Origin of the sequence: Peribacillus sp. B-H-3 (assembly GCF_048572925.1) — a bacterium.
Lineage (GTDB): Bacteria > Bacillota > Bacilli > Bacillales > DSM-1321 > Peribacillus.
Genome location: NZ_CP183879.1, coordinates 3,793,812 through 3,816,610, shown reverse-complemented (window position 1 = coordinate 3,816,610; position 22,799 = coordinate 3,793,812). Strand labels below are relative to the sequence as shown.

Genomic DNA, 22,799 nt, shown 5'->3' with positions numbered 1-22,799 from the left:
AATGGACTTACTACATAATTAGATATACAGGGAAGGTGTTATTATCAATGGAAATTAAATCGATGGTTTTACAGACAAACAGTTTAATGGAAATGAAAAATTTCTATATTAATACATTGGGTTTTTCCCTAATTAATGAGGATAAAAATAGCTTTCGATTTGCTGTTGGTACTGGTGAATTTGAGTTTACAACAAAAGAAGCAGCAGATAGCCCCTATTATCACTTTGCTTTTAACATACCAGCTAACAAATTTAATGAAGCAAAATCATGGGCAAAAGAAAGAGTATGCTTACTTGTTGAAGATGGATTAGATGAAGTACATTTTGCTCATTTTCCTGCCCATGCTCTTTATTTCTATGATCCTTCTGGGAATATAGTAGAATTTATTTCAAGGTATGAAATTGCTGAAAATAGTAATGAGCCTTTTTCTGTTAAAAGTATTTTAAACATAAGTGAAATAGGTTTAGTCGTAAAGGACACTATAAGTGTAAGTGAAAAATTAAATGAAATTGGTTTGACCGAGCGTGACAATGATGCAATTAGCAGAACATCGCTTAATTTTATGGGAGAAAGAAGCAGCGGAATATTTATTATATTAGCTCAGCCGGGGAGAAGATGGATCTTTTCCGATAAAATATCTGCTATATTTCCTCTTGAGATTACATTCATAAATAACAATAAAATCATTATCAATTCCGATTATGAATTTCAGATATATCAGGATGGGGAGAAGAGAGAGTTATTTTCTGAAACGTAATATCTGTTAGAATACTAATTTTCAGTAGAATTCAAAAGAAGTAACGTGTGCATTTGAGCAACCGGATGTTAATTTGGCTAAAAGTAGGAGGGGGAGTTTTGTGAATGAATGACATAATCGACTTAATTGATTCAAAAAAACCAGGAGTTACTGATTCCGATATAAATTTAGCAGAAAAAGAATTAAATGTAGCCTTGCCAAAACAATACAAGGAACTTTTCAAGCTATCTAACAATGCCGAAATTGGTGAATGGACGCTTTTCCCTATCAAAGACCCGAAAAATGTAAAGAGAACTTGGGATGACATAGTAAGGCAAAATAAAGAAGTAAGAGATGAAGGAATGGCAAATGAGCTGATATCCATTGGTGAAGATGGAACAGGAGATAAGTTATGTTATCGGGTTACAGATAAGACAGTTGATATCAAAGTTTATATTTGGTATCACGAAACAAGAGAATTTGAAGAATTAGCTCCAAACCTAAGAGAATTTATTATTTCGTGTTCTAAAGGATTAGATGAGGACTAATTAGGATATATCTTGTTTGTTGAAAAATCCCTTATTTATTTTGACGAATATGTTAATATTTGACATAAAAGGAATGGTGCAATTATGAAAAAATCAGGTCTTATATCTGTTGTTGCTTTTATAGTTTCAGTTATAGTGACAGCTTCATCTTTATTTACTGCTAGTGGTGATCCATTTCCAGGCCCAGTAATGATAGCGATTTGTATAATCCTTCCGATCATTGGTTTATTGGCAGCGCTTATAAGTAATAAAGGTGCTCTTAAATTTATTGGTTTCACTGGCAATTTACTTATTCTTTTGTTGTCTGTCGTTGTACCTGCTGTTTCTACACTTTTTTGGAATCAGCCTTAATAAGCTTCAAAAAAAGCAACGTGTATAGCCACGTCGCTTTTTTTAGCATATTCAACCAACATGTTAAATTTAACCATAAGTTGGATTTTAAGACAAGTAAGGGTCAATATAATCATCCCAACTGATTTAACATCAAGAATAATTTCATCGTATACCGAATACAACGGATTAAGGAGCTGTAGAAGCATCAGCAGAAGCCCAATAGATAAAATATGGGAGCCTCTGTTGAAGCATTTATGACCTCTGGAGATACACTTGTTAATATTTCTCCATTGTTAGTGTGCATTGCTGCTGCTCCACCCCAGCCAGTAGGGTATCTTTTTTCAATAAGTTCTTTCGCTGCTTGATATATAACTTTTGTTCAATACTCCTACCTTTATTTTTCTTCAAATATACAATTTATTTGAAGTTATGGTCCTTCCATCGTAGCTCAATAAGAGTTAAAAGCCGTTCTTTATCCTATTCCCGGATTTCTTTGATGCTTTTTCCACTCAAAAATGCATGTCCTTGTATAAGTTTATCTACTGTTTGAAAACCATATTTTTGATATACTTTTTCTACTGATTCATTTATTGGAAAAACCCATAGCTTTTTTATGTCTCTATTTAGCACTTCTTTTTGTATAAACTGAATCATTTCACCGATTAAGCCTTTTCCTCTGAATGCTTCAATTGTAGCTACGCTTTCCATGCGAGCCTGGTTTCCATCTACAAAAATACAGGCGGTGGAACAGGCTATTCCATTGTACCGAAGAAGATAATGTGTGAAGGAATGATGATTAAATTGATCTTCATAAACCTTTTCAATTGCTTCTTTTCCACCAAATTCCTTAATGCTGCCCTCTATATTCAATGCTTCCTGGTAATTTTCTTTTGTTACTTTTTCAATAGTAACTCTGCTGTTATTATCAATGTCAATCACTCGGTTATTCCATAATTGAACGGGGCTAATTAATTCTTCGTAGCCGAAATTCCTGTTTTTTAATTCCGAGAGCAGATCTTGCTGGATGTCTAAGTTATATATATAGAATCTTGGTATGATTTTTCGAGATTGATAATAACTGATTACTTCATGTATTACTGACTGTGGATCTAGGCACGCATTAATTATATGTGCATGATTTGAGTCATACCAATTTGGCTGGTTTTCATTACAAAACATTGTACCCCACGCGGTATCGATTCGGTTAGTAAAGGTTTCGTAGTACGATATATCAAGCACTAAAAGATCTTGCGGACTGGTCATATAAATACTCCTATAATTTCTTGAATTTATTAAATATTAACTAAATTATACCATATTGTTTTCCGGTTCCTTGGTCCGCTAATCTGCCGGGTTAACATTAATGAGTAATTTCTATTCTTTTTTTATAATGAACCTTTAATCAAAAGATAAAGATATTGAATCAAGGTAAAGCCCTCACCACTGGATTCAATAAAAGCTTCTACTTGAAATTAGGAATTTTTCGTGTACTCCTTAAAATTAGACGGAACCATATCAACTGAATGATTCCTGTAACCAATAAACCGATCAGGGTATCTCTCATTCTGTCTATGGCATAATGTTTGTACGGGACTTGACTATAAGAAGGCTTGAGATACTGCTGTCTTTCTAGGCGGCTATTTTATTTGGAGAATTAATGAAGCAGTTTGTTGAAGGAGGAATTTGTTTTTTTAAAAGAGAATATTTCAAATAGGAATTTTTATATGGAGTGCTTTTTGAGTAAGAAAAAGTTCCATTGAGTAGATTGAAATAAAGGCAGAAACTGCAGGGAGGTGAGACAGGGGATTTTGAAAGCAGAATTAGGTTTTGCAAAGTTAATGGAATGGTGAATCTTGATGAAGTCTTCCCATAAAAAGGAGATATGTAAATGAAAAAAGACATATTGGAATACATCAAGGCTGCCAGTTTAATTGTAATGGCAATAAGTTTAGCCATTATTGCCTGGAAAACTGCAAGTCAAATTGACGTGTTACAGGAAATTCAAGAAAGTCTAAATATTATTGCATCTCGAGTTAATGAACTTAAAAAATAACTTGTACTCGTAGAGACCATAAAGGGTTTTTTAGCGCTTTTTAACATCGGAATGAATTCTTCGGTTGGTTCAAAATTCCGCGGGTTTACCCGTTTTTTTTATTTAGTCCGGAAACTAAAGCCTATTAAGGGGAGGTGCTGAGCTGAAAAATAAACAAACAATCTTTTGGGGCAGCATTGCTATTATTTTATTAATCATATGGTTGGCAGCAAAATAATAAAAAAAAGACCCTCGGAGCAGTAAATTGTCCTGTATAAACATTATTTATTTTTCTATTATACTTTACTGTTCAGTTGACTTTGGATCAATAGGGGAGGAATTCCAAATGAGTAATAAATCAAAAAAAGTTTACATCATATCTGGACCAGCAGGGGTTGGTAAATCAACTGTCTCAAAAAAACTCGTGAGGAAATTAAATCAAAGCGCTTATATTTCAGGAGATTACGTAAGTCATATGCACATAAACGGACGTGAAATACCTTGGGAAAGCAAATGGGAAACTTCTTTAATTTGGACAAATATTTTAAGCCTTACACAAAATTTCCTTGATTTTAATAATGATGTAGTTATTGATTATGTCACCTTTCCAACAGAGGTCAAATGGTTAAAAGAGAACTTAAATAGTATGGATGTTTCTGTATATTATGCAGTTCTATGGAGTGATAAAGATACATTGCTAAAGAGAGATCAACTAAGAAATTCAGAAGATAGGATGGGTGAACGTTGTTCCGTTCTAATGAATGAATTTATGAGGTCAGGGCTTGACGATAGATATATCTTGGATACGAGCGAAAAAACAATTGAGTTTATAATAGAACAAATTTTAAGCAATCAAAATTATAGAATTAGCTAATTTGTTGAGCAAACTAGTACATAGAGCATTAACTTGTTCTTGGGAGAGTTGAACAACTAAAAAAATCTGCTCTAATATCCTGCTTATCATATATAAACCAGTCCTTGGGTTTTAGAATAATTAGCCAATGTATTTTCACGTATCTTACCGTTGCCCATATTCTGTAGGTGAGGTGAAGAAAGTGAATAATATCAGCCAATCTGCTTATTATCAAAAATATTTCCGTCCATCATGTTCGCCCGCCTTAAATTTAAGGGTTGCATCGTTTGATTTTTTTCAGCCTTATTTTAATAAAAAGCCTAATGAAATTGTGATTCCTGCTGAATTGGCCAATACGCCTGAAGACACGCTTCTTAACTATTTCAGCATCCTTCGTGAAGCGGAAAACATCGGTGTGAGGAGCTGCGGAAGCATTGGGGATGCAAAGGTCCCTTTTCCGATTGCCTACAATTTTCTATCGGAGGGCTATCAACAGAAGATCAGTTATGAAGAATATTTGCACTCTTTTGCCGGGAGGGGTCACACAACTTTAATCAAGCTTTGCCGGGTGCCGGATATGAAAAAGAAAATCAGGTTTTTTTACGAATTGGAGACGATTGAAGCAATTGAGAATAAAAGCGCTGAATACTTTGGATATTATTACGGATTTATACAGCTTGCATCCCAAAAAAACGGGTATCGAATTTCAGATATCAATCAGACTGCGGAGGATTTCCTGTGTGCACCTTACCACGGCTGGGATCAAGACGCGGAAAGTATTGTTGATGTGAAGTATGGAAGCTGGTGCAAGCTAATTGAGAAGAGATATCCTGCAGTAAAAAAGGATTATGTAAAGACGATATCTTTTCATGGTAAAGATGGTGCCGATTATTCTTTTATATTTTTCACCTTAACGAATGGTACTGATTTAGAAATTGCTCAATTTCGCAAGAGCGGCGATGAGAATTGGGAACAGGTGAATATGAAGCCTGAAGAAGAGTGTTTAAAAAAATGATTGTTTTGGAAGGAGTTATTGATTTAACCGATAAAGTTAAGCGGGAGGTAAGTTATGAATGATTTAATACAAGGTGAAAAGTTAAAAGAGTTGCTAAATGAGGTTGTTACCCCCTTTCTCACGCCATTAGGGTTAAAGTGGAGAGGGGATTATTTTTGGATTGGTGAAAACAATAAATCCATGAGAAAAGTTGTTTCCTATGGCCCGTCAAAAGGCGGTATAGGCTGGTTATCATATGGGGTTTGCCTTGATTTCGTTCCGCTTAAGTCTGGAAACAAACTTAGATACTTTAAAACAGAAAAAAGTGTCAAGAAACATGTATGGGTCTGTGGTGGGCAGGAGATTTCACAGTGGACTAATGATAATGTGAAGCACTCCATTACGAAGGCGATAATGAGGGACATGAATAATATCGAAGTTTGGTTTAAAAAAGTCCCTTCTCTTGAGGAACTGCGAAACATTGTATATACGCAACTAAAGGAAGAAGATATATTCTTTCGTTATCCAAGCCCAATGTATGTACAAGCATTTATTGAAGCAAAGCTTGGTAATATTGAAAAAGGATTGGGATTGCTAGAAGAATATCTATCTTGGGCCGGCGAAGAAGAGAATATCAAGTCGTTAATGCGCAGTAAACTAGTTTCGACTAAATAATAATGGACATGAAGCCTTTGAACGTTCCACCGGAAGCTAACGTAGAGGGTCGGACTATCAAAGGACGGCAAAGTGAAGGGTGAACCTCCAATAATAGGATTAAAAAATTTTCAAAAAAATCAGGATTTATGATATACTTTCCGGGTACTTATTAAACGCGTTTAATAAGTGGTTATCGGTTTCATAATCAATGTGCATTTTTTTAAGCGGGTGAGTGTATTGGGCGAGAAATGGTCTTCTTCAAAGGAAAGGGAATTACAGATTATGCATGGTATCCGGGTTGCTCTTTTGCAGATGGGCAGTGCTACGAAGGCAACTCTTTGCGATAGGGCAGGCATTAGTTTTCCTACGGTGAGCAAGATGATTTCACGTATGGAAAAGAGCGGAGAGGTGTTTGCTGCAGGCCTTGATGAATCCAGCGGGGGAAGGCGGGCACAGCGTTATGTGTATAATCCGGATTACATGCTTGGGCTGTCTGTTTTTTTAGAAAAAAATGAAACGGTTTACACGGTATTTAATTGCCTCGGGGAAGTAAAGGAGCATGGGTCATGCAAAGGCTTTCTTCAAGATGGCAAAGGTGCTTTAATGGCGTGGATCGGAGAAGTGCTGGCCAGGTTTCCAAAAATCAGCGGAGCTGCTTTTGGTGTGCCGGGTTCTGTTGAGAAGGGGCGAATCTTTTTTATTCCTGATTATGAGGAATTTCAAAATCTGGATCTGCAGGGCATTTTTGAGGGGAGATTCGGCATTCCCGCAATTGTGGAGAATGATATGAATGCGGCCGTGCTTGGTTATCATGACCGAACAGGAAAGGATCCTGATTATTCCGCTGCCTATATCTATACTGGGAAAAATGGTCCTGGCGCCGGTTTGCTTGTTAACGGAAATGTAGTCCAGGGGAGCACGTTCTTTGCGGGAGAGGTTTCATTTGTCCCGCTTTATGATGAGCACAACTTCCTTCAGGCGATGCAGCAGGAAAAAGACAGAAAAGGGATTGTGAATTTGAAGGCCATCAGCAGGCTGATTGCGTCACTTGCGGCGATTATCAACCCTCATGAAATTATTCTTAATAACAAGGAATTCCATGTTTCACAAATTGAAAACCTTAAAAAAGAAAGTGCAAAATATGTGCCAACAGAGCATCTCCCTGATCTGGCATTAAGCGACTGGCGCGAGGATTATCTTCACGGGCTGCAATATCTTGCATTGAAACGGATACTGAGGAGCTAGAGAAGGAGTGAGAATGATTGGCGACATTATTATTGATAGCGATTTATCTGGCATTCATCAGTCTCGGGCTTCCTGATTCTTTACTGGGTTCAGCCTGGCCTGTGATGCAGCCGGAATTTGGGCAGTCCCTTGATACAGCCGGTTATATTTTTATGGCGATTGCGTCCGGCACCATTGTTTCAAGTTTAGCCAGCGGCTGGCTGTATAGACGCTTAGGAACCGGGAACGTTACATTTGCCAGTGTGATATTGACGGCGGCGGCTCTTCTAGGCTATTCCTATTCATCGTCCCTCGTCTGGCTTATTCTCTTTGCAGTGCCGCTCGGCCTTGGTGCAGGTGCGATTGACTCAGTGTTAAACAACTATGTCGCCCTCCATTATAAAGCCCATCATATGAGCTGGCTGCATTGTTTTTGGGGAGTGGGGGCAAGCACAGGGCCTATTATTATGTCACATTACATTACGGCTCAAGGATCATGGAGAGCTGGCTATTTTACCATATCAATTTTGCAATTTAGCTTAGCGTTTGTCCTCTTATTAGTGCTGCCGTTGTGGTCGAGAGTATCAAAAATTTCGGAAAGCAAAGCTGAAGCATCCAATCATATGGAGCCTGCCGTCCCTGAAAATGGGAAAACAAGACCGCTTTCAATCAATGGAGTCAAGTTTGCGCTTGTTTCATTCTTTTTTTACTGTGGTGCCGAATCAACGGTCGGTCTGTGGGGGAGCAGTTTTCTTGTTCAAAGCAAAGGAATATCAGCAGCCGGTGCAGCTCAGTGGATATCGCTGTATTATGCCGGAATTACAATAGGAAGGCTTATCACTGGGTTCATTACCCTAAAAGTAAGCAGCAAAATGCTGATTCGGACGGGGCAGATCATTGCGCTTATTGGCGCAGTGATCCTGATTCTGCCTCTGCCCGCTTTTATGTCACTTCCTGGCCTGATTTTGGCGGGACTCGGCTTGGCCCCTATTTTTCCATGCATGATTCATGAAACGCCAATACGGTTTGGCAAGCATCATTCGCAGTCCATCATTGGCTTTCAGATGGCGGCTGCCTACACGGGCACGACCTTTTTGCCGCCATTTCTCGGAATCCTTGCTTCACATACGTCCATTGGCATATTTCCGTTCCTTGCCGCCGCTTACATGATTGGGATGCTTTTTACATCTGAAAAAATTAATAAAATCATGAAAATCAGGGTGCAGCAAAATATTGCAGGGTGAATGGATCCTGCTAACCTTTAAGGAGAGAGTGCAATGAAAACAGAAAAAGAGAAAATGATACTTGGAGAAATGTATAATCCCGCTGATCCTGAATTGGCAGAAGGCCGCGTAAGTGCCCGCCGCCAGGTCAGGATTTTTAATGAAACACTGGAAACGGAGATCGATAAACGGACAGTATTATTGAAGGAGCTATTCGGTTCCACAGGCAATGGCTTATACATAGAACCGAATTTCCGGTGTGATTATGGCTATAACATCTTTGTCGGAGAAAATTTTTATGCAAACTTTGATTGCGTCATTCTGGATGTATGTGAAGTCAAAATGGGTGACAATTGTTTTCTTGCCCCAGGGGTGCATATTTACACAGCCACACATCCCCTTAACCCGGCAGAACGGAATTCCGGTTTAGAATATGGCAAGCCGGTCACTATCGGAAATAACGTCTGGATAGGCGGAAGAGCTGTCATCAACCCGGGCGTAACCATCGGGAATAATGCCGTTATCGCTTCAGGAGCAGTGGTGACAAAGGATGTGCCGGATAACGTGGTTGTTGGAGGAAATCCTGCAAGAATCATTAAGGAAATTGAATTGTAAAACTTGATAGATGGGGGTAGGGGCTATGGACAGCGTGAACAATCTGCTGGATTCATATTTTGATAATCTTGAAAAAGAGATGCCAGATAATCTTGAGGCTTTCTATCTTTATGGCTCATCATCGCTCGGCGCGTATCAGGAAGGCCGCAGTGATATTGATTTCATTGCGGCTATCAAGAAAAAAGCAGCTGATGAAGATATTCAATTATTAAAAAGGCTTCATCAGCTTATGCAAAAAATTAATTCCAAAACGCCTTTGGATGGATGGTATGTCATACAGGAAGATCTTGGCTGCAGGGACAAATCTGAAATTCCCGCACTCCGCTTTAATGAAGGCAAGTTTTATGGTGAAATCATGTTTGATAAAAACTCAATTGATGCCTATCAATTGAAAAAATACGGAATCGCTGTAAAAGGGCCAAGCATGGAGCAAGCTGGACTAGAGGTAGACTGGGATATACTATTGAAAAATATGAGGAATAACCTTAACACCTATTGGGTGAACTGGGTTTGCGGGTGCAGGAAATTCCCATCAGCCCGATACATATATTCGCTAGCTAGTCTGAGCTGTATTGAATGGGGAGTATTAGGAATTTCACGTCTTTATTTTACTTTTAGAGAACACGACATTACCTCCAAGGCAGGTGGGGGTGAATATGCACTGCAAACTGTGCCTGATAAGTGGCATAAAATTATTCATGAATCACTAAGGCTTAGGAAAGGCATCAAGAAATCCTCCTACAAATCTATTTTTGAGAGGCGAAGAGATGCTCTGGGGTATATGGAGTATATAATAGAGGAGTGCAATCGGCTCTTTAAAAATTAAATTAGCTTTTAATGCAAAGAATATATTTATAGAATACCAGCGTACATTAAGTAATTCGTTATCCTCAATTACATGGTGCTAAGGTGCCCTCAGATTTCATTGCGTGAGAAGCCATTCTATGATGTAATGGCTGTATTCATTATTCAATAGCTGCTTCATTTCCGCATACGCATAAAATTCCTTGTAGTGAACATTTGGGATTCTCCCAGGACATATCTTTTAATTCTTGCATAAAACCTTCTTTTTTCGCCTTGCTCCAAAGCGCTGGAATACTTTTAAAGGCCCTGTTTGTTTTTACCATGTTACTTTTGCCTGAAAGTTTCATTTCAAATTCTACATTTTTAATTCTAAACTCCATTCCGCTGTCTTCCTTATTGAATCATTGGTGAGATATTTTCGTAATTTAATCATATTTTCTGAGGATCATTTTTTTGTTTTTTTTTGTAATTCTGTGAGGCGATCTTATTGTTAAGTCAGGTTGATTGGAACGTAAGGTACGAGACGGAACAGATGAAACCACGCAGACGCAGCTGAGGAGGCTCACCGCCTGACCTGCGGAAAGCAACCACCTTGTTCCATAGCAGCAATATTAACGAAACAGCTTTACAAAATAATTTTCTATTAAAATGCAGAAAATTTTTATATATAATCCCATTAATAATAAATATAACCATTTAAGGTTGACGAGTACAAGCGGTATTCTCTAACTTTTCTCGTATTTAGCATGGGAATTTTGGAGTTGCACGATTTTTCGTGAAAGTAGCATGATTTTATGTGAAAGTCTCATGATTCCGTGAGAAAGTCGCATGATTTTATGTGAAAGTCGCACGATTCCTCGAGAAAGTTGCACGATTTTACATGAAAGTTATAAAGTCCCGTAATTATTGAGGCTTCAAGCATTGTATTAATATCTTAATTTCTAATTCGTGAAAAATAAATTGAAAAGTCAGTGAATAACTGGTAGGATGTAAAAAATTGCATATAAATAACGATGAAGAGATGAGTAGCTGAGTAAGAGTTGTTCACAGAGAGCTCCTGCCTTGCTGAAAGGGAGCAATAATCTGCTTAGCGAATAAAGACTTGGAGTTTTTCTGGCCCAGTATGAATGGGGATAACAGGACGGTTTCTTCAGGTATCAAGATAGGGTACTTTACCCGAAAAGGCTGGTATAGTGATGTATCAGCAAACTGAGGTGGTACCGCGAAGCTATCTATAACTCTCGCCCTCAAGACTGTTGTCTTGAAGGCGGGAGTTTTTTCGATTTTTTAAAAGAAAAGGAGGGAAAGGCAGTGAACCCAATTTTACTGGATATACCATTGCAATTAGAAACAAGCCGGTTAATTCTTAGAGCTCCCCGGCAGACTGGTGATGGAAGCGTTGTGAACAAGGCAATAAGGGAGTCTTTTCCTGAACTGAAAGCATGGCTGCCATTTGCTCAAACTATTCCTGAAGCGGAAGAAACAGAAATTAATCTCAGAATGGCTCATGTGAAATTTTTAAAACGAGAGGCTTTCCGCTTTCTGCTTTTTGAAAAAGAAACAAATGAATTCATAGGAACAGCAAGCCTTCAGGACATAGATTGGGATATTCCAAGCTGTCAAATCGGTTACTGGATGAATACAGCATTCACCGGAAAAGGATATATGACAGAAGCGGTACAGGAATTAACAAACCTGGCCCTGAATACGATTTCTTGCAGAAGAGTTGAAATCAGATGTGAAAGTGAAAACAGAAAGAGCCGTGCGATTCCTGAAAAACTGGGATTCAGCTTAGAAGGGACCCTTAGGAATGAAGATTTATCCGCAGACGGAAACAGACTCACTGACACTTGCATTTATTCTGTAATTAAATAATGAGGAGAATGTTTATGAAAGTATGTTTAATCGGAGGAGGAAATCCCTCTGCAGGAGAGCTTGACGATGTGATGGATGCTGTGTCCCGATATACAAATGCCAGAAATAAAGTATTAATTATTCCCTTTGCAACGGAGGTATCAAAACGGGATAGATGGGTTCAATCAGCAAAAACATTATTTGCTGAAATGGGAAATGAGGAGATTTCCCTGCTTGATGATTCGTTAACAAGTACCGAAATGCAGCAGGAGATTGGGACATGCGAAATCCTATATTTTACTGGAGGAAGACCGGTGCTGTTAATGGAAAGATTGTTAGAAAAAAATCTGCTGCATTCTTTGCAAAAATTCTCCGGCATGATGATTGGTGTCAGTGCAGGCGCACTCATCTTCTGTAAAGACTGTTTGATCACAAAAGACGATGACTATCCAGAAACTCATTTTATAAAAGGCTTGGGAATTTTGGATTACAGCGTTGAAGTTCATTACGATGCAAACAATGATGAAGAGCTTATTCCTTTATCACAAAATAGAGACATCTACGCCATACCAAATGGAAGTGCAATCCTTTGTGATGGCAAAATAACGGAGTATATTCATGATATATATCATTTTAATGACGGAAATAAACAGTTAATAGGCAGCAATTCTGCTATTTAGCAGGGGATTTAAAAGTTGCATGATTAATAGGTAAAGTCGCACGATTCCTCGGAAAAGTCGCATGATTTTGTCAGAAACCTGCACGATTATCAATAAACCTGCACGATTATCCAACAAAGCTGCATGATTCCTGGTGCAGCGTCTCAATTTTTAAAGAGTTTTAATAGATAGTTACATGTTATAGTGAATATATCATTAAAATATTCAGAAAAAAGGCAGGCGCATGCATAATGAAGGAAACTATTTCATTAAAAGAGTCATTTGGCAACAGCAGCTATCTGCTTGGCGGCCATGGCAAACGCAATGCTGGTGTACTTAAAGAGGCTTTCCAGAATATCGAAGGAACGCAGGAAAGCGATATTTACGGGAAAGGGAAGGTCATTGAGGATTTCCAGGATAAGATGGCTGCATTATTGGGCAAGGAAGCGGCGGTCTTTTTTCCGAGCGGAACGATGGCCCAGCAGATTGCACTCAGGATCTGGTCTGATGAAAAGGGTATAAAGAAAGTTGCCTATCATCCGTTGAGCCACCTTGAAATTCATGAACAAGATGGCCTGAAAAAGCTGCACAACATTGAAACTATTCTGCTCGCAGACAAAACCCGGGTAATTGAGCTTGAAGATATCGTTAACATGGAAGATGAGGTTTCGTGTGTGCTGCTTGAGCTGCCTCAGCGGGAAATTGGCGGCCAGCTGCCAAGCTTTGAAACATTGGAGAAAATCTCAGCCTTCTGTCAGGAAAAGAAGATACGGCTTCATCTGGACGGAGCACGTTTGCCTGAGGTGCTTCCATATTACGGGAAATCTGCTGCAGAGGTTTGTTCTCTTTTTGACAGTGTGTATATGTCATTTTATAAAGGAATCGGCGGGATTGCCGGGGCGATCCTTGCTGGAAGTGAATCTTTCATTGCAGAATCGAAAATTTGGAAAAGACGCTATGGCGGTGATTTGATCAGCCTGTATCCTTACATCATTTCCTCGGATTATTATTTCAATCAGCGCTTTGAAAAAATGCCATTGTATTATGAGCAGGCGAAGATGCTTGCTGAGCACTTCAATTCCTGTGAACATATATCAACACTTCCTCAGGTGCCTGTTTCCAATATGTTTCACGTGTATTTCCAGCTCCCTGCAGAACATGCTGAAAAAGTGCTGTCAGAACTGCAGCAGGAAACCGGTATCGGCCTAACAAGCTATTTGAACAGTAGTGGTGAGAACTCTTGTTATTTTGAAATCAGTTTGGGTGATTCATTTGAAAAGGTGCCAAAAGAAAAAGTCACAGAAACCTTCAGGCTGCTGAATGAAAAATTAAAAGCTGCCAGTATGTCTCGGTAACACAAAAAACCACGCTCATATGAACGTGGTTTTTTGCTTCAGGTTTTTACTTAGCAGCAGCATTGATGACAGCCAGTTTATCCATCAGCTTGGTACTGGCAGAATTCAATCCTTTAATATTCACTTTTACGCCATTTTGCCTGTACTTTAACACGACTTTATCGATGGCGCCTACGGCTGAATCATCCCAAAGATGTGTGTTGGATAAGTCGAGATCAACTTCAGAGATTTCTTCCTTAAAATCAAATTGATCCACAAAATCAGTAACAGAAGCAAAGAAAAGCTGTCCGTACACTTGATAGGTTTTCTTATTTGAATCTGCACCCGTAAGAGTTTTTACTTCAACCTTGGACATTTTGGAAGCAAAGAAAATGGCGCTTAAAATCACACCCGTTACCACTCCGATGGACAGGTTGTCCGTTGCGACAACTGTAATCACGGTAACGACCATCACGATTGTATCTGTAATTGGCATGATTGGCAATTTCCTTAGAGATGACCAGTCGAAGGTTCCGATACAAACCATAATCATGACAGCCACTAATGCAGCCATTGGAATTTTTACAAGAACATCGTTTAAAGCAACGATTAAAATCATTAAAAAGACAGCTGCGACAAAGGTGGATAGCCTTCCCCGGCCGCCGGATCTGACGTTTATGCCAGATTGGCCGATCATCGCACAGCCTGCCATGCCGCCGAATAACCCTGAAGCGATATTGGCAATTCCCTGGCCGCGTGCTTCCTTGTTTTTGTCACTTGATGTATCTGTCAGGTCATCCACGATTTGTGCAGTCAAAAGGGATTCAATCAGCCCAACCAGAGCAATTCCCAGTGAATATGGAAAAATGATGCGGAATGTCTCCAGGTTAAACGGTACATCCGGGATAAAAAACGTCGGCAGAGACTGGCTTAAATTGCCCAAATCTCCGATGGTGCGCACATGCGCTCCTGTTGCAACGGCGATAATGGTGATCACAATGATTGCAACCAGCGGAGAAGGCACAGCCTTCGTAATTCGCGGGAACAAATAAATAATCGCCAAACCTCCGGCAACCATCGCATACATCACCCATGTTGCACCTTGAAAGTGGGTCAATTGTGCCATGAATATCAGGATGGCCAGTGAATTCACAAAACCCGTCATTACAGACCGGGGAATGAACTTCATCAAACGGGCTATTTTCAAAGATCCGAGTATAATCTGGATAATTCCTGTCAGAATCGTGGCTGCAAGCAAATATTGCAGACCATGTCCTTTCACCAAACCGCCCATCAGTAAGGCCGTTGCACCAGTGGCTGCTGAAATCATCGCGGGCCTGCCGCCTACAAAGGCAATGACAAGGGCGATGCAAAAGGAAGCATACAAACCAACCATCGGATTGACTCCTGCAATGATAGAAAAACCAATCGCTTCCGGAACCAATGCAAACGCCACGACCAGACCAGAAAGAATATCACCCCTGATATTCCCAAACCATTCATATTTAATTTTTTGCAAATCCAACCAAATACACCTCTTCTATTAATTTGTTTGACTTTCAACTCTCATGAAAGCCGGGGCCGTTTTAGACAGTTGCTATTATACCCGATTGCTGCATATTTGTTAAACATCATGTAAACGAAAACATGTTAGCTTTTCTTAAACTAGCTCTTTGATACGTATCTATCAAACAAGTTTTATATCGAAGGTTCTTAGATGAAAGAAGGGGATATCTTTGGTTATCTTGAATAATTAGATTAAACAGAATTTAAGAAAAGGGGTATTCTTAGTGATGGAGCCGAAATCAAGATTTGAAACAATTAGTGGTATGGAAGTTCATTTTACGGAATGGGGAGACCCGGGGAACCCTGCTATGGTTTGCTGGCATGGACTGACCCGGAATGGGCGGGACTTTGATATCCTGGCAAGGAATTTAGCTGACAGGTATTATGTGATTTGCCCTGATACCATCGGGCGCGGACAAAGCGAATGGAGCACGGACCCTGAAAGAGATTACTGCTTTGGAACGTACAGCAATCTTGCCATCGGGTTATTGAATCATTTGGGGATTGAAAAAGTCCGCTGGGTGGGAACCTCGATGGGAGGCGCAATCGGCATCCGTATCAGCGGCACACCTGCCCATCAGCATCGGATTACCCATCTGGTGTTAAATGATATTGGGGCAGGTGCTTCAGAAAACCGCGTAGAGGATATTGAAGGCATAAGCAGGATAATCAGCTATGTTGGAGCTCCTCCTGCATTCAAGACTTTCACAGAATTAAAAAATTATTATAAAAGTATTTACAGGACATTTGGTCTTTCAAATGATCAGGAATGGACAGATTTCACCAGGAATTCGCAAAGACGAAGAGATGATGGCAGGATCAGCCCAGATTATGACCCAAATATTTCTCTTCAATTTCAGCATACAGAAGACCTGGATTTATGGGGACACTGGGATAAAATCAAAGCGGATATTCTGCTCATCCGCGGTGAGATATCTGATGTTCTGCCGCTTGATGTTGCGCAGAAAATGGAGCAGAAGCAAAACTGTGAAATGCGCACGATTCCAAAACTCGGACATGCCCCGGCATTAAATACAGAAGAACAAATCAGTATGATCCAGGAGTTTCTTAGGTAATCATTGAACATATAGGCTGTTATATTAATCTCTGACAAGAAATAGAATGGCTTTTTATTGGGCGATAAAATAATACAAAAACATTATGCAAAATATAATGAAAAAATGCCAGCCTGGGCCTACAGCAATATTTTTCTTTCCAAGCAGCCTGCTTAGTACAATTTCTATGTAACTGAATAATAAACCGCTTATTAAGAGTAAAAGAATAATTAATAATACAGTTGTATAGGTCCATTTTCTGTCAAAATAGGCTGATGACAAATAGACACCAACCAAAAGGCCAAGGCAATTAGTAATCAGGCCGCTTACGTTAAATTGGCTTTTTTTAAACGAAAGGTTTTTTAAATTCAAATCCGGCCTCCTCATCTTTTGTGTAATTTTCTAAATTATATAATAAATGTCATTTTTTTACAAAGATGCTCATTAGCTTTAAAGGTGCAATGAATAATTTGGGTATAAGGGCAATATTCTTAGAAGGGTACATTTTTGTGCTGCGCATAAAGGGTAAACAATTTAGGAGGAAACCGTATGGAATGGTATGTATGGTTTGCCGTAATTATTGCTGTTGTTATCATTGGATTCAAGTCATTTAAACGGAAATAAAATTTTTAAATAAATAACTGCGGGTTCAATTTTTGAAATCTATCATCCTTCAAATTTAAGGAGGTTATCCCAGTTGAAAGCAGCCATTTATCATTCCTATGGTTCTCCCGAAGTCTTGCAGATAAGGGATGTTGATAAGCCAGCCCTCAAGGATGAAGATAGGGTATTAATCAAAGTGGCTGCCGCTTCTGTGAATCAGTATGATACTTTGTATAGAAAAGGGTATCTTCCTACTAGATTAGAAAATGGTTTTACAAAGCCAAAAACACCCATTCTGGGGATAGATGTTGCGGGGACCGTTGAAGCAGTAGGAAAAGAGGTTCAGAAATTCAAGGTTGGCGACCGTGTTTTCGGAAGCTGTGTTGGCTCCCACGCAGAATATGTCTGCCCGCGGCAAAGTGTTTTAAGCCAAATGCCTGATAACGCAGCCTTTGAAGAGGCAGCCGCAATCCCGTGTGCTGCGCAGACTGCCTTGCAAGCATTGCGGGATACAGCACATATAAAAGAGGGTGATAAGGTATTAATCTACGGTGCATCAGGCGGTGTCGGCCACTTTGCCGTTCAGCTTGCCAGATACTTCGGAGCTGAGGTTACCGCCGTTTGCAGCGGCTCAAATATGGGCTGGGTTAAAGACTTAGGGGCCCATCATGTAATTGATTATACGGAAGAAGACTTTTCTCATAATGGAGAAAAGTATAATATCATACTTGATGCTGTCGGAAAGAGGACCTTTTTCAGCTGTTGGCGTTCTCTTGCGGAAAATGGTATGTATATAACGGAACACGCACTCTACCCTAAGTATCACCCCATTCAATTGATGATAGGTTCCCTGATTGGCCGCAAGAAGGCTAAGATTCATCTTGCAAAACCAGCTGACAGTGATTTGGACCTATTGCGGGAGCTTGTAGAAAAAGAAGAAATAAAACCTAAAATTGAAAAATGCTTTGGTTTAGATGAAATTGCTGAAGCGCATAGGCACGTTGAAAGCGGCCGGACAAAGGGAAAGGTTGTTCTAAAAATCATGTGACTCTATAAATAAACAAATAAAACAGTTGATGGAAGAGATAAATTATTACAATTTTTTTGAATAATATTTGCAAAACGCAAATAATTGTAAAATAAAGACAGTGAAACTTCTTCATAGGGAGCAGGTGATATTATGACAGTAAATCGTTCAGGTGATTTGTCTCCACAATATTTGGAAGTATATTTTAAATTGGTCATGGCGTCATCCAAGTATCAGCCTGATGAGGCAAAGGAATATATAGAGAGTTATTTTTTTAACGGCAATCTTTTATCATTTGGAGAACAAACAAGTCAGCTTTTTATGGAAGCGTACAAGAAAATAAAAGAAGAAAATTTCGAAAAATAATTACTTGCAAAATGCAAATATATGGAGTGTAAATAAAGTGAGGTGAAAATAATGGAAACAGAAAACCTGCGAGGTCTCTTTCAGCTTTTGACAAGGCGTTTTGGACTGTTAAATAAAAATTGCTGCAGCGCTGGAGGGATGGAGGTTACGCTTGTCCAAAGCCATATCCTTTATGAAATACAGCGTCAGCACCAGCCGTCGATTCAGCAAATTGCCGAAACATTGGGAACAGACATCACGACGTTCAGCAGACAAATCCAATCACTCATTAAAATGGAGCTAGTACAAAAGACGCCGGACCTCAATGACCGGAGAATTTCCATCCTTTCATTAACGGAAAAAGGAAAGGAAATCAACGAAACAATTGAACAGCAGATGAATGACTATTTGAATGAAATTTTTTCTACAATGAATGAATTTGAAAAAGAAACAGTCATTCGTTCTTTGACACTGTTAAATGATCGCATGAAAAATTCTTCGGTATGCTGCATCGCTCCTTTTTAGCCAAAAAGGAGTTTAATATCTCGATAGTTGCAAAATGCAAATAATAGCTTTGAAGGTGGGTGATATGAACGTAATGAATCTAGTTTAAGAAGGGGAGGAGAAATCATGTTTAATGAATTTGAAGCTGAAATCATGGTGAAAGCGAAAATGGAAGAGCATGAGAAGTATATTAACAGAATCTCCCGCATTAGAAGGGAAAGTTACTTACTGCCCTACTGGATCAAAAAGGTGCTGTACAGGGGAAATCGTAACACCATTATCGATTGCTACTGTGCATGAATAGCTTTCATATGCAAAAACAAATAGATGAATAGAGGAGCGATACAATGAATATGCATGTTGGAATCAATGTAACCAATCTCGTGAAATCCATCGAGTTTTACCAAAAGGTGTTTAACGAAAAGCCTGTAAAAGTAAAAAAGGATTATGCGAAGTTTTTATTGAATGATCCAGGGCTGAATTTCACTCTCAATGTAAAAGAAAGTGTTTCGGGAAATCAGCTAGGGCACTTTGGCTTTCAGGTGAAGGATTCTAAAGAAGTCCTGCACCATAAAACACGTTTAGAAAAAGAAGGATTTTTTGCCCGCGAAGAAATGGATGTTACCTGCTGCTATGCCACACAGGATAAATTCTGGGTAACAGATCCTGACGGAAATGAATGGGAATTTTTCTTTACAAAAGGTGATGCAGAAAATGCGGATGCTGCGGATAGTTCATGCTGCACTGAAAAGCGGAACTGAAGTAAATACTATTCCCTGAATGTGCACTAGTTGATTCTGAATTTAAGTTAAAACTAAAAGACAACATCAGGGAAGCTTATATCAAATCAGCATCTTCCAAAGGAGGGTGCCTTTTTTCGTTTATTTTAAAAATGATAGACTTTTATAAGTATTTACTTATATACTATTTTTTATATAAGAAATTTCTTATCTGCTAATATCAGAGGAGGTACATATGCAGCCAAACGAGGAAATGGATATCGAAACAGCAGCCCAGCTTTTAAAGCTGCTGGGTGATAAAACACGTCTGACCATGGTAAAGATTATGTCTGAGCATGAATGCTGTGTTTGTGAATTTACAGATCTATTTGATATGAGCCAGCCTGCAATCAGCCAGCACCTGAGAAAATTAAAGGATGCGGGCGCTGTGAGTGAAGCGCGCAGGGGACAATGGATCTTTTATTCGTTAAATCAGGATTTCCCTTATTATGGATTCATTTCAAATATCATCAGGGATTTGCCGAAACAAAGCGATAAATTAGATAAATTAGAAAAGCAGGGGAAAAGAATTACCTGCTGCAAATAAGGGGGATTCCTGGTTGATCACGGTTATATTAGCTTGTTTAATTTTTATTATTACCTTAACTCTTGTCATCTGGCAGCCGAAGAACTTATCCATTGGCTGGTCAGCCTGCGGAGGTGCGATTCTTGCTCTAATAGCAGGAGTTGTGGATTTTCATGATGTCATAAGCGTTACACACATTGTATGGAATGCGACGCTTGCTTTTATTGCGATTATTATTATTTCCCTGGTTTTAGATGAAATTGGTTTCTTTGAATGGGCGGCTTTGCATATGGCAAGAGCTGCAAAGGGAAACGGAATAAAGATGTTTGTATATGTCAGTTTGCTGGGGGCGTTAGTTTCGGCACTATTTGCCAATGACGGAGCAGCTCTCATATTGACACCGATTGTTCTGGCGATGGTCCGGAACTTGAAACTCGATGATAAGATGATTTTTCCATTTATTATGGCGAGCGGATTTATAGCCGATACCACTTCACTGCCGCTTGTCGTGAGCAATCTGGTGAATATTGTTTCTGCTGATTTTTTTGGAATCGGGTTTATACAATATGCTTCAAGGATGATTATTCCAAACCTGTTTTCTCTGGCAGCCAGTATCTTGGTGCTGTTTTTATATTTCAGGAAAAGCATCCCTAAACAATATAATCCTGATACCATCAAAAAGCCTGCTGAAGCCATAAAAGATCAGGGGATGTTTCGGTTGTCCTGGATTGTTTTAGCTGTTCTATTAATTGGATACTTTATTAGTGAGATATGGAACGTGCCCGTTTCGTTCATAGCGGGGATTATCGCCATTTTCTTTTTGTTAATGGCAAAAAGGAGTAAAGCGGTTAGAGTCAAAAGTATTGTAAAGGGAGCTCCATGGGCCATTGTGTTCTTTTCCATCGGCATGTATGTCGTCGTATACGGATTAAGAAATGCAGGGCTGACAAATGTTCTCGGAGATGTGATAAATTCAGCGGCAAATCACGGCTTGTTCATTGGTACTCTTTCAATGGGCTTCATTGCGGCGATTCTTTCTTCCATCATGAACAATATGCCGACCGTCATGATTGATGCCCTGGCCATTTCCCATACACATGCTTCAGGCGTTATAAAAGAAGGGCTTATTTACGCCAATGTCATTGGTTCTGATTTGGGGCCGAAAATTACACCGATCGGTTCTCTTGCTACTTTATTATGGCTTCATGTGCTATCGCAAAAAGGAGTAAGGATATCCTGGGGTTCGTATTTTAAAACAGGAATTATTTTAACCATTCCTACTTTATTCATTACGCTGGCCGGTTTATGTATTTGGCTGACTATTATCCACTAACCCACTATAAAAGGAGCAATCAACATGGCTGAAAAAACGATTTATTTCTTATGTACAGGGAACTCCTGCCGCAGCCAAATGGCAGAAGGCTTTGGAAAAAAATATCTTGGCAACGGATGGAGAGTCCTAAGCGCAGGCATTGAAGCGCATGGATTGAATCCAAAAGCTGTTAGGGCAATGAATGAAGCGGGCATCGATATTTCCGGCCAAACATCGGATATTATTAATAACGAAATACTGAATTCTGCAGACATGATTGTCACCCTATGCGGTGATGCTGCAGACAAATGCCCAATGACACCGCCGCATATAAGGCGTGAACACTGGGGCTTTGATGATCCTGCAAAAGCACAAGGAACAGATGAAGAAAAATGGACTGTTTTCCAGCGTGTGCGTGATGAAATCGGGGAACGCATCCGCCGTTTTGCTGAAAGCGGTCAATAACCAAAAGAAGGGGCTAAGAGGATAATCACTCTTGGCCTTTTTTTGTTTCATTGAAGGTTGCAAGAAGGATACTCTCTTATGATTTATAAATGCCATTTGCTTTCTATGAGGCAACTTTCGTTTAAGCTGTTTAATTTCTATGGCAATACATAATATTATCATCAATTTATTAAAGAGTAAGAGTTAATAGAAAATCAGGGGAAGGCGGCCGGCATGGACCGCCTTTTTTATAAACCCATTTTATGGTAATGTGTAATAAGGAAGCTAAATCATCAGCTTATTGAGAAGGAGACATACATGAGGGGCTGGAGGAGAGATATTTGAGATACTTGTACATGTTATCTGTTTGCCTAGTCACGATTTTAATTTTGAATGCCTGCAGTACTGATGCTGCAAAAACAAAAAGTCAGGTTTTGAATATACCAAATATAGACCAATATAACACTTTATTTGTGCAGGGTGTTGATAAAAATGGTGTATCTTCCGAGTCAGCAACTTCCTTCATTACAGATCATAATCAATTACAAGCTTTTATCAGGAAAATGGACAAAATGGAGGTTGAGCAGCCATCAGGCAAGGAGATAGCTGATAAGATTAAAGAATTAAATAAAAAAGGAAATTATATTTTTGTATTGTCCGATAAAAAAACAATGGACAACAAAGTATAAACAATTGATTTTTTCAGTGATGGAAGGGTCCTGTTCCAGGAACCCAATGGAAAGAAGCAAGCAGCAAATGGTGCAGGACAGA

27 protein-coding genes and 2 pseudogenes are annotated in these 22,799 nt (G+C 39.2%); 24 read left to right on the top strand and 5 right to left on the bottom strand.

Going from position 1 to position 22,799, the window contains the following annotated elements:
- The first annotated feature begins 47 nt into the window (after positions 1-47).
- The 3 genes from ACN6MY_RS19035 to ACN6MY_RS19025 all read left to right on the top strand — a co-directional run bounded on the left by ACN6MY_RS19035 (position 48) and on the right by ACN6MY_RS19025 (position 1,636).
- Positions 48-758 (top strand): VOC family protein, encoded by a 711-nt coding sequence (locus ACN6MY_RS19035; RefSeq protein WP_419881580.1) that lies wholly within the window; start codon positions 48-50, stop codon positions 756-758.
- A gap of 104 nt (positions 759-862) precedes the next feature.
- Positions 863-1,285 (top strand): SMI1/KNR4 family protein, encoded by a 423-nt coding sequence (locus ACN6MY_RS19030; protein WP_419881579.1) that lies wholly within the window; start codon positions 863-865, stop codon positions 1,283-1,285.
- An 84-nt stretch (positions 1,286-1,369) separates the two neighbouring features.
- On the top strand, positions 1,370-1,636 hold the full coding sequence (locus ACN6MY_RS19025) for a hypothetical protein (RefSeq protein WP_419881578.1): 267 nt from the start codon (positions 1,370-1,372) through the stop codon (positions 1,634-1,636).
- Between the two features lie 220 nt (positions 1,637-1,856).
- Here ACN6MY_RS19025 and ACN6MY_RS19020 read toward each other — a convergent pair.
- Positions 1,857-1,988 (bottom strand): annotated as a pseudogene (locus tag ACN6MY_RS19020) (cytidine deaminase); the annotation flags it as partial.
- Positions 1,989-2,095: 107 nt separating this feature from the next.
- Positions 2,096-2,881, bottom strand: a complete 786-nt coding sequence (locus ACN6MY_RS19015) for a GNAT family N-acetyltransferase (RefSeq protein WP_419881577.1) — start codon at positions 2,879-2,881, stop codon at positions 2,096-2,098.
- A gap of 625 nt (positions 2,882-3,506) precedes the next feature.
- On the opposite strand from ACN6MY_RS19015, the gene ACN6MY_RS19010 reads away from it, so the two are divergent.
- The 8 genes from ACN6MY_RS19010 to ACN6MY_RS18975 all read left to right on the top strand — a co-directional run bounded on the left by ACN6MY_RS19010 (position 3,507) and on the right by ACN6MY_RS18975 (position 10,042).
- Positions 3,507-3,671, top strand: coding sequence for a hypothetical protein (locus ACN6MY_RS19010; RefSeq protein ID WP_419881576.1), 165 nt, complete (start codon positions 3,507-3,509; stop codon positions 3,669-3,671).
- Between the two features lie 325 nt (positions 3,672-3,996).
- Entirely contained in the window at positions 3,997-4,524 is a 528-nt protein-coding gene (locus ACN6MY_RS19005; protein ID WP_419881575.1) for an AAA family ATPase, read from the top strand.
- Between the two features lie 181 nt (positions 4,525-4,705).
- The gene (locus ACN6MY_RS19000; protein ID WP_419881574.1) at positions 4,706-5,518 is read left to right on the top strand and encodes a hypothetical protein; all 813 of its coding nucleotides are present in this window, start codon (positions 4,706-4,708) and stop codon (positions 5,516-5,518) included.
- A 54-nt stretch (positions 5,519-5,572) separates the two neighbouring features.
- Positions 5,573-6,172 carry a hypothetical protein gene (locus tag ACN6MY_RS18995; protein ID WP_419881573.1) on the top strand — a complete coding sequence of 200 codons (600 nt, stop codon included), beginning with the start codon at positions 5,573-5,575 and terminating at the stop codon, positions 6,170-6,172.
- A gap of 264 nt (positions 6,173-6,436) precedes the next feature.
- Positions 6,437-7,399 (top strand): ROK family protein, encoded by a 963-nt coding sequence (locus ACN6MY_RS18990; protein ID WP_419884223.1) that lies wholly within the window; start codon positions 6,437-6,439, stop codon positions 7,397-7,399.
- 17 nt (positions 7,400-7,416) lie between these two features.
- Positions 7,417-8,622 (top strand): MFS transporter, encoded by a 1,206-nt coding sequence (locus tag ACN6MY_RS18985; protein WP_419881572.1) that lies wholly within the window; start codon positions 7,417-7,419, stop codon positions 8,620-8,622.
- A gap of 33 nt (positions 8,623-8,655) precedes the next feature.
- Positions 8,656-9,216: a maltose O-acetyltransferase gene (maa, locus tag ACN6MY_RS18980; protein ID WP_419881571.1), complete on the top strand. Its 561-nt coding sequence runs from the start codon at positions 8,656-8,658 to the stop codon at positions 9,214-9,216.
- 25 nt (positions 9,217-9,241) lie between these two features.
- Positions 9,242-10,042 carry an aminoglycoside adenylyltransferase domain-containing protein gene (locus ACN6MY_RS18975; protein ID WP_419881570.1) on the top strand — a complete coding sequence of 267 codons (801 nt, stop codon included), beginning with the start codon at positions 9,242-9,244 and terminating at the stop codon, positions 10,040-10,042.
- A gap of 139 nt (positions 10,043-10,181) precedes the next feature.
- Here ACN6MY_RS18975 and ACN6MY_RS18970 read toward each other — a convergent pair.
- Positions 10,182-10,415 (bottom strand): annotated as a pseudogene (locus ACN6MY_RS18970) (AraC family transcriptional regulator); the annotation flags it as partial.
- 916 nt (positions 10,416-11,331) lie between these two features.
- Here ACN6MY_RS18970 and ACN6MY_RS18965 point away from each other — a divergent pair.
- The 3 genes from ACN6MY_RS18965 to ACN6MY_RS18955 all read left to right on the top strand — a co-directional run bounded on the left by ACN6MY_RS18965 (position 11,332) and on the right by ACN6MY_RS18955 (position 13,888).
- The gene (locus ACN6MY_RS18965; RefSeq protein ID WP_419881569.1) at positions 11,332-11,895 is read left to right on the top strand and encodes a GNAT family N-acetyltransferase; all 564 of its coding nucleotides are present in this window, start codon (positions 11,332-11,334) and stop codon (positions 11,893-11,895) included.
- 14 nt (positions 11,896-11,909) lie between these two features.
- Positions 11,910-12,554 (top strand): Type 1 glutamine amidotransferase-like domain-containing protein, encoded by a 645-nt coding sequence (locus ACN6MY_RS18960; RefSeq protein WP_419881568.1) that lies wholly within the window; start codon positions 11,910-11,912, stop codon positions 12,552-12,554.
- Between the two features lie 230 nt (positions 12,555-12,784).
- Positions 12,785-13,888 (top strand): threonine aldolase family protein, encoded by a 1,104-nt coding sequence (locus tag ACN6MY_RS18955; protein ID WP_419881567.1) that lies wholly within the window; start codon positions 12,785-12,787, stop codon positions 13,886-13,888.
- A gap of 46 nt (positions 13,889-13,934) precedes the next feature.
- Here ACN6MY_RS18955 and ACN6MY_RS18950 read toward each other — a convergent pair whose 3' ends face one another.
- On the bottom strand, positions 13,935-15,392 hold the full coding sequence (locus ACN6MY_RS18950) for a SulP family inorganic anion transporter (protein ID WP_419881566.1): 1,458 nt from the start codon (positions 15,390-15,392) through the stop codon (positions 13,935-13,937).
- Positions 15,393-15,660: 268 nt separating this feature from the next.
- On the opposite strand from ACN6MY_RS18950, the gene ACN6MY_RS18945 reads away from it, so the two are divergent.
- The gene (locus ACN6MY_RS18945) at positions 15,661-16,509 is read left to right on the top strand and encodes an alpha/beta fold hydrolase (protein WP_419884222.1); all 849 of its coding nucleotides are present in this window, start codon (positions 15,661-15,663) and stop codon (positions 16,507-16,509) included.
- 54 nt (positions 16,510-16,563) lie between these two features.
- Here the strand turns inward: ACN6MY_RS18945 and ACN6MY_RS18940 are convergent, their stop codons facing one another.
- Positions 16,564-16,860 (bottom strand): hypothetical protein, encoded by a 297-nt coding sequence (locus tag ACN6MY_RS18940; protein WP_419881565.1) that lies wholly within the window; start codon positions 16,858-16,860, stop codon positions 16,564-16,566.
- A gap of 325 nt (positions 16,861-17,185) precedes the next feature.
- Here ACN6MY_RS18940 and ACN6MY_RS18935 point away from each other — a divergent pair, with 325 nt between their 5' ends.
- The 9 genes from ACN6MY_RS18935 (at position 17,186) to ACN6MY_RS18895 (ending at position 22,717) form a co-directional block, all read left to right on the top strand.
- The gene (locus tag ACN6MY_RS18935) at positions 17,186-18,139 is read left to right on the top strand and encodes an NAD(P)-dependent alcohol dehydrogenase (RefSeq protein ID WP_419881564.1); all 954 of its coding nucleotides are present in this window, start codon (positions 17,186-17,188) and stop codon (positions 18,137-18,139) included.
- A gap of 132 nt (positions 18,140-18,271) precedes the next feature.
- On the top strand, positions 18,272-18,484 hold the full coding sequence (locus ACN6MY_RS18930) for a hypothetical protein (protein ID WP_419881563.1): 213 nt from the start codon (positions 18,272-18,274) through the stop codon (positions 18,482-18,484).
- A 51-nt stretch (positions 18,485-18,535) separates the two neighbouring features.
- On the top strand, positions 18,536-18,988 hold the full coding sequence (locus tag ACN6MY_RS18925; protein ID WP_419881562.1) for a MarR family winged helix-turn-helix transcriptional regulator: 453 nt from the start codon (positions 18,536-18,538) through the stop codon (positions 18,986-18,988).
- 105 nt (positions 18,989-19,093) lie between these two features.
- Positions 19,094-19,267 carry a hypothetical protein gene (locus ACN6MY_RS18920; protein WP_419881561.1) on the top strand — a complete coding sequence of 58 codons (174 nt, stop codon included), beginning with the start codon at positions 19,094-19,096 and terminating at the stop codon, positions 19,265-19,267.
- 47 nt (positions 19,268-19,314) lie between these two features.
- Complete coding sequence (locus ACN6MY_RS18915; protein WP_419881560.1) at positions 19,315-19,728, top strand: ArsI/CadI family heavy metal resistance metalloenzyme; 414 nt, start codon at positions 19,315-19,317, stop codon at positions 19,726-19,728.
- A gap of 214 nt (positions 19,729-19,942) precedes the next feature.
- Positions 19,943-20,293, top strand: coding sequence for an ArsR/SmtB family transcription factor (locus ACN6MY_RS18910; RefSeq protein ID WP_419881559.1), 351 nt, complete (start codon positions 19,943-19,945; stop codon positions 20,291-20,293).
- Between the two features lie 13 nt (positions 20,294-20,306).
- Complete coding sequence (locus ACN6MY_RS18905) at positions 20,307-21,605, top strand: arsenic transporter (RefSeq protein ID WP_419881558.1); 1,299 nt, start codon at positions 20,307-20,309, stop codon at positions 21,603-21,605.
- 24 nt (positions 21,606-21,629) lie between these two features.
- On the top strand, positions 21,630-22,049 hold the full coding sequence (gene arsC, locus ACN6MY_RS18900) for an arsenate reductase (thioredoxin) (RefSeq protein ID WP_419881557.1): 420 nt from the start codon (positions 21,630-21,632) through the stop codon (positions 22,047-22,049).
- A 320-nt stretch (positions 22,050-22,369) separates the two neighbouring features.
- Entirely contained in the window at positions 22,370-22,717 is a 348-nt protein-coding gene (locus ACN6MY_RS18895; protein ID WP_419881556.1) for a hypothetical protein, read from the top strand.
- Positions 22,718-22,799: the final 82 nt, after the last annotated feature.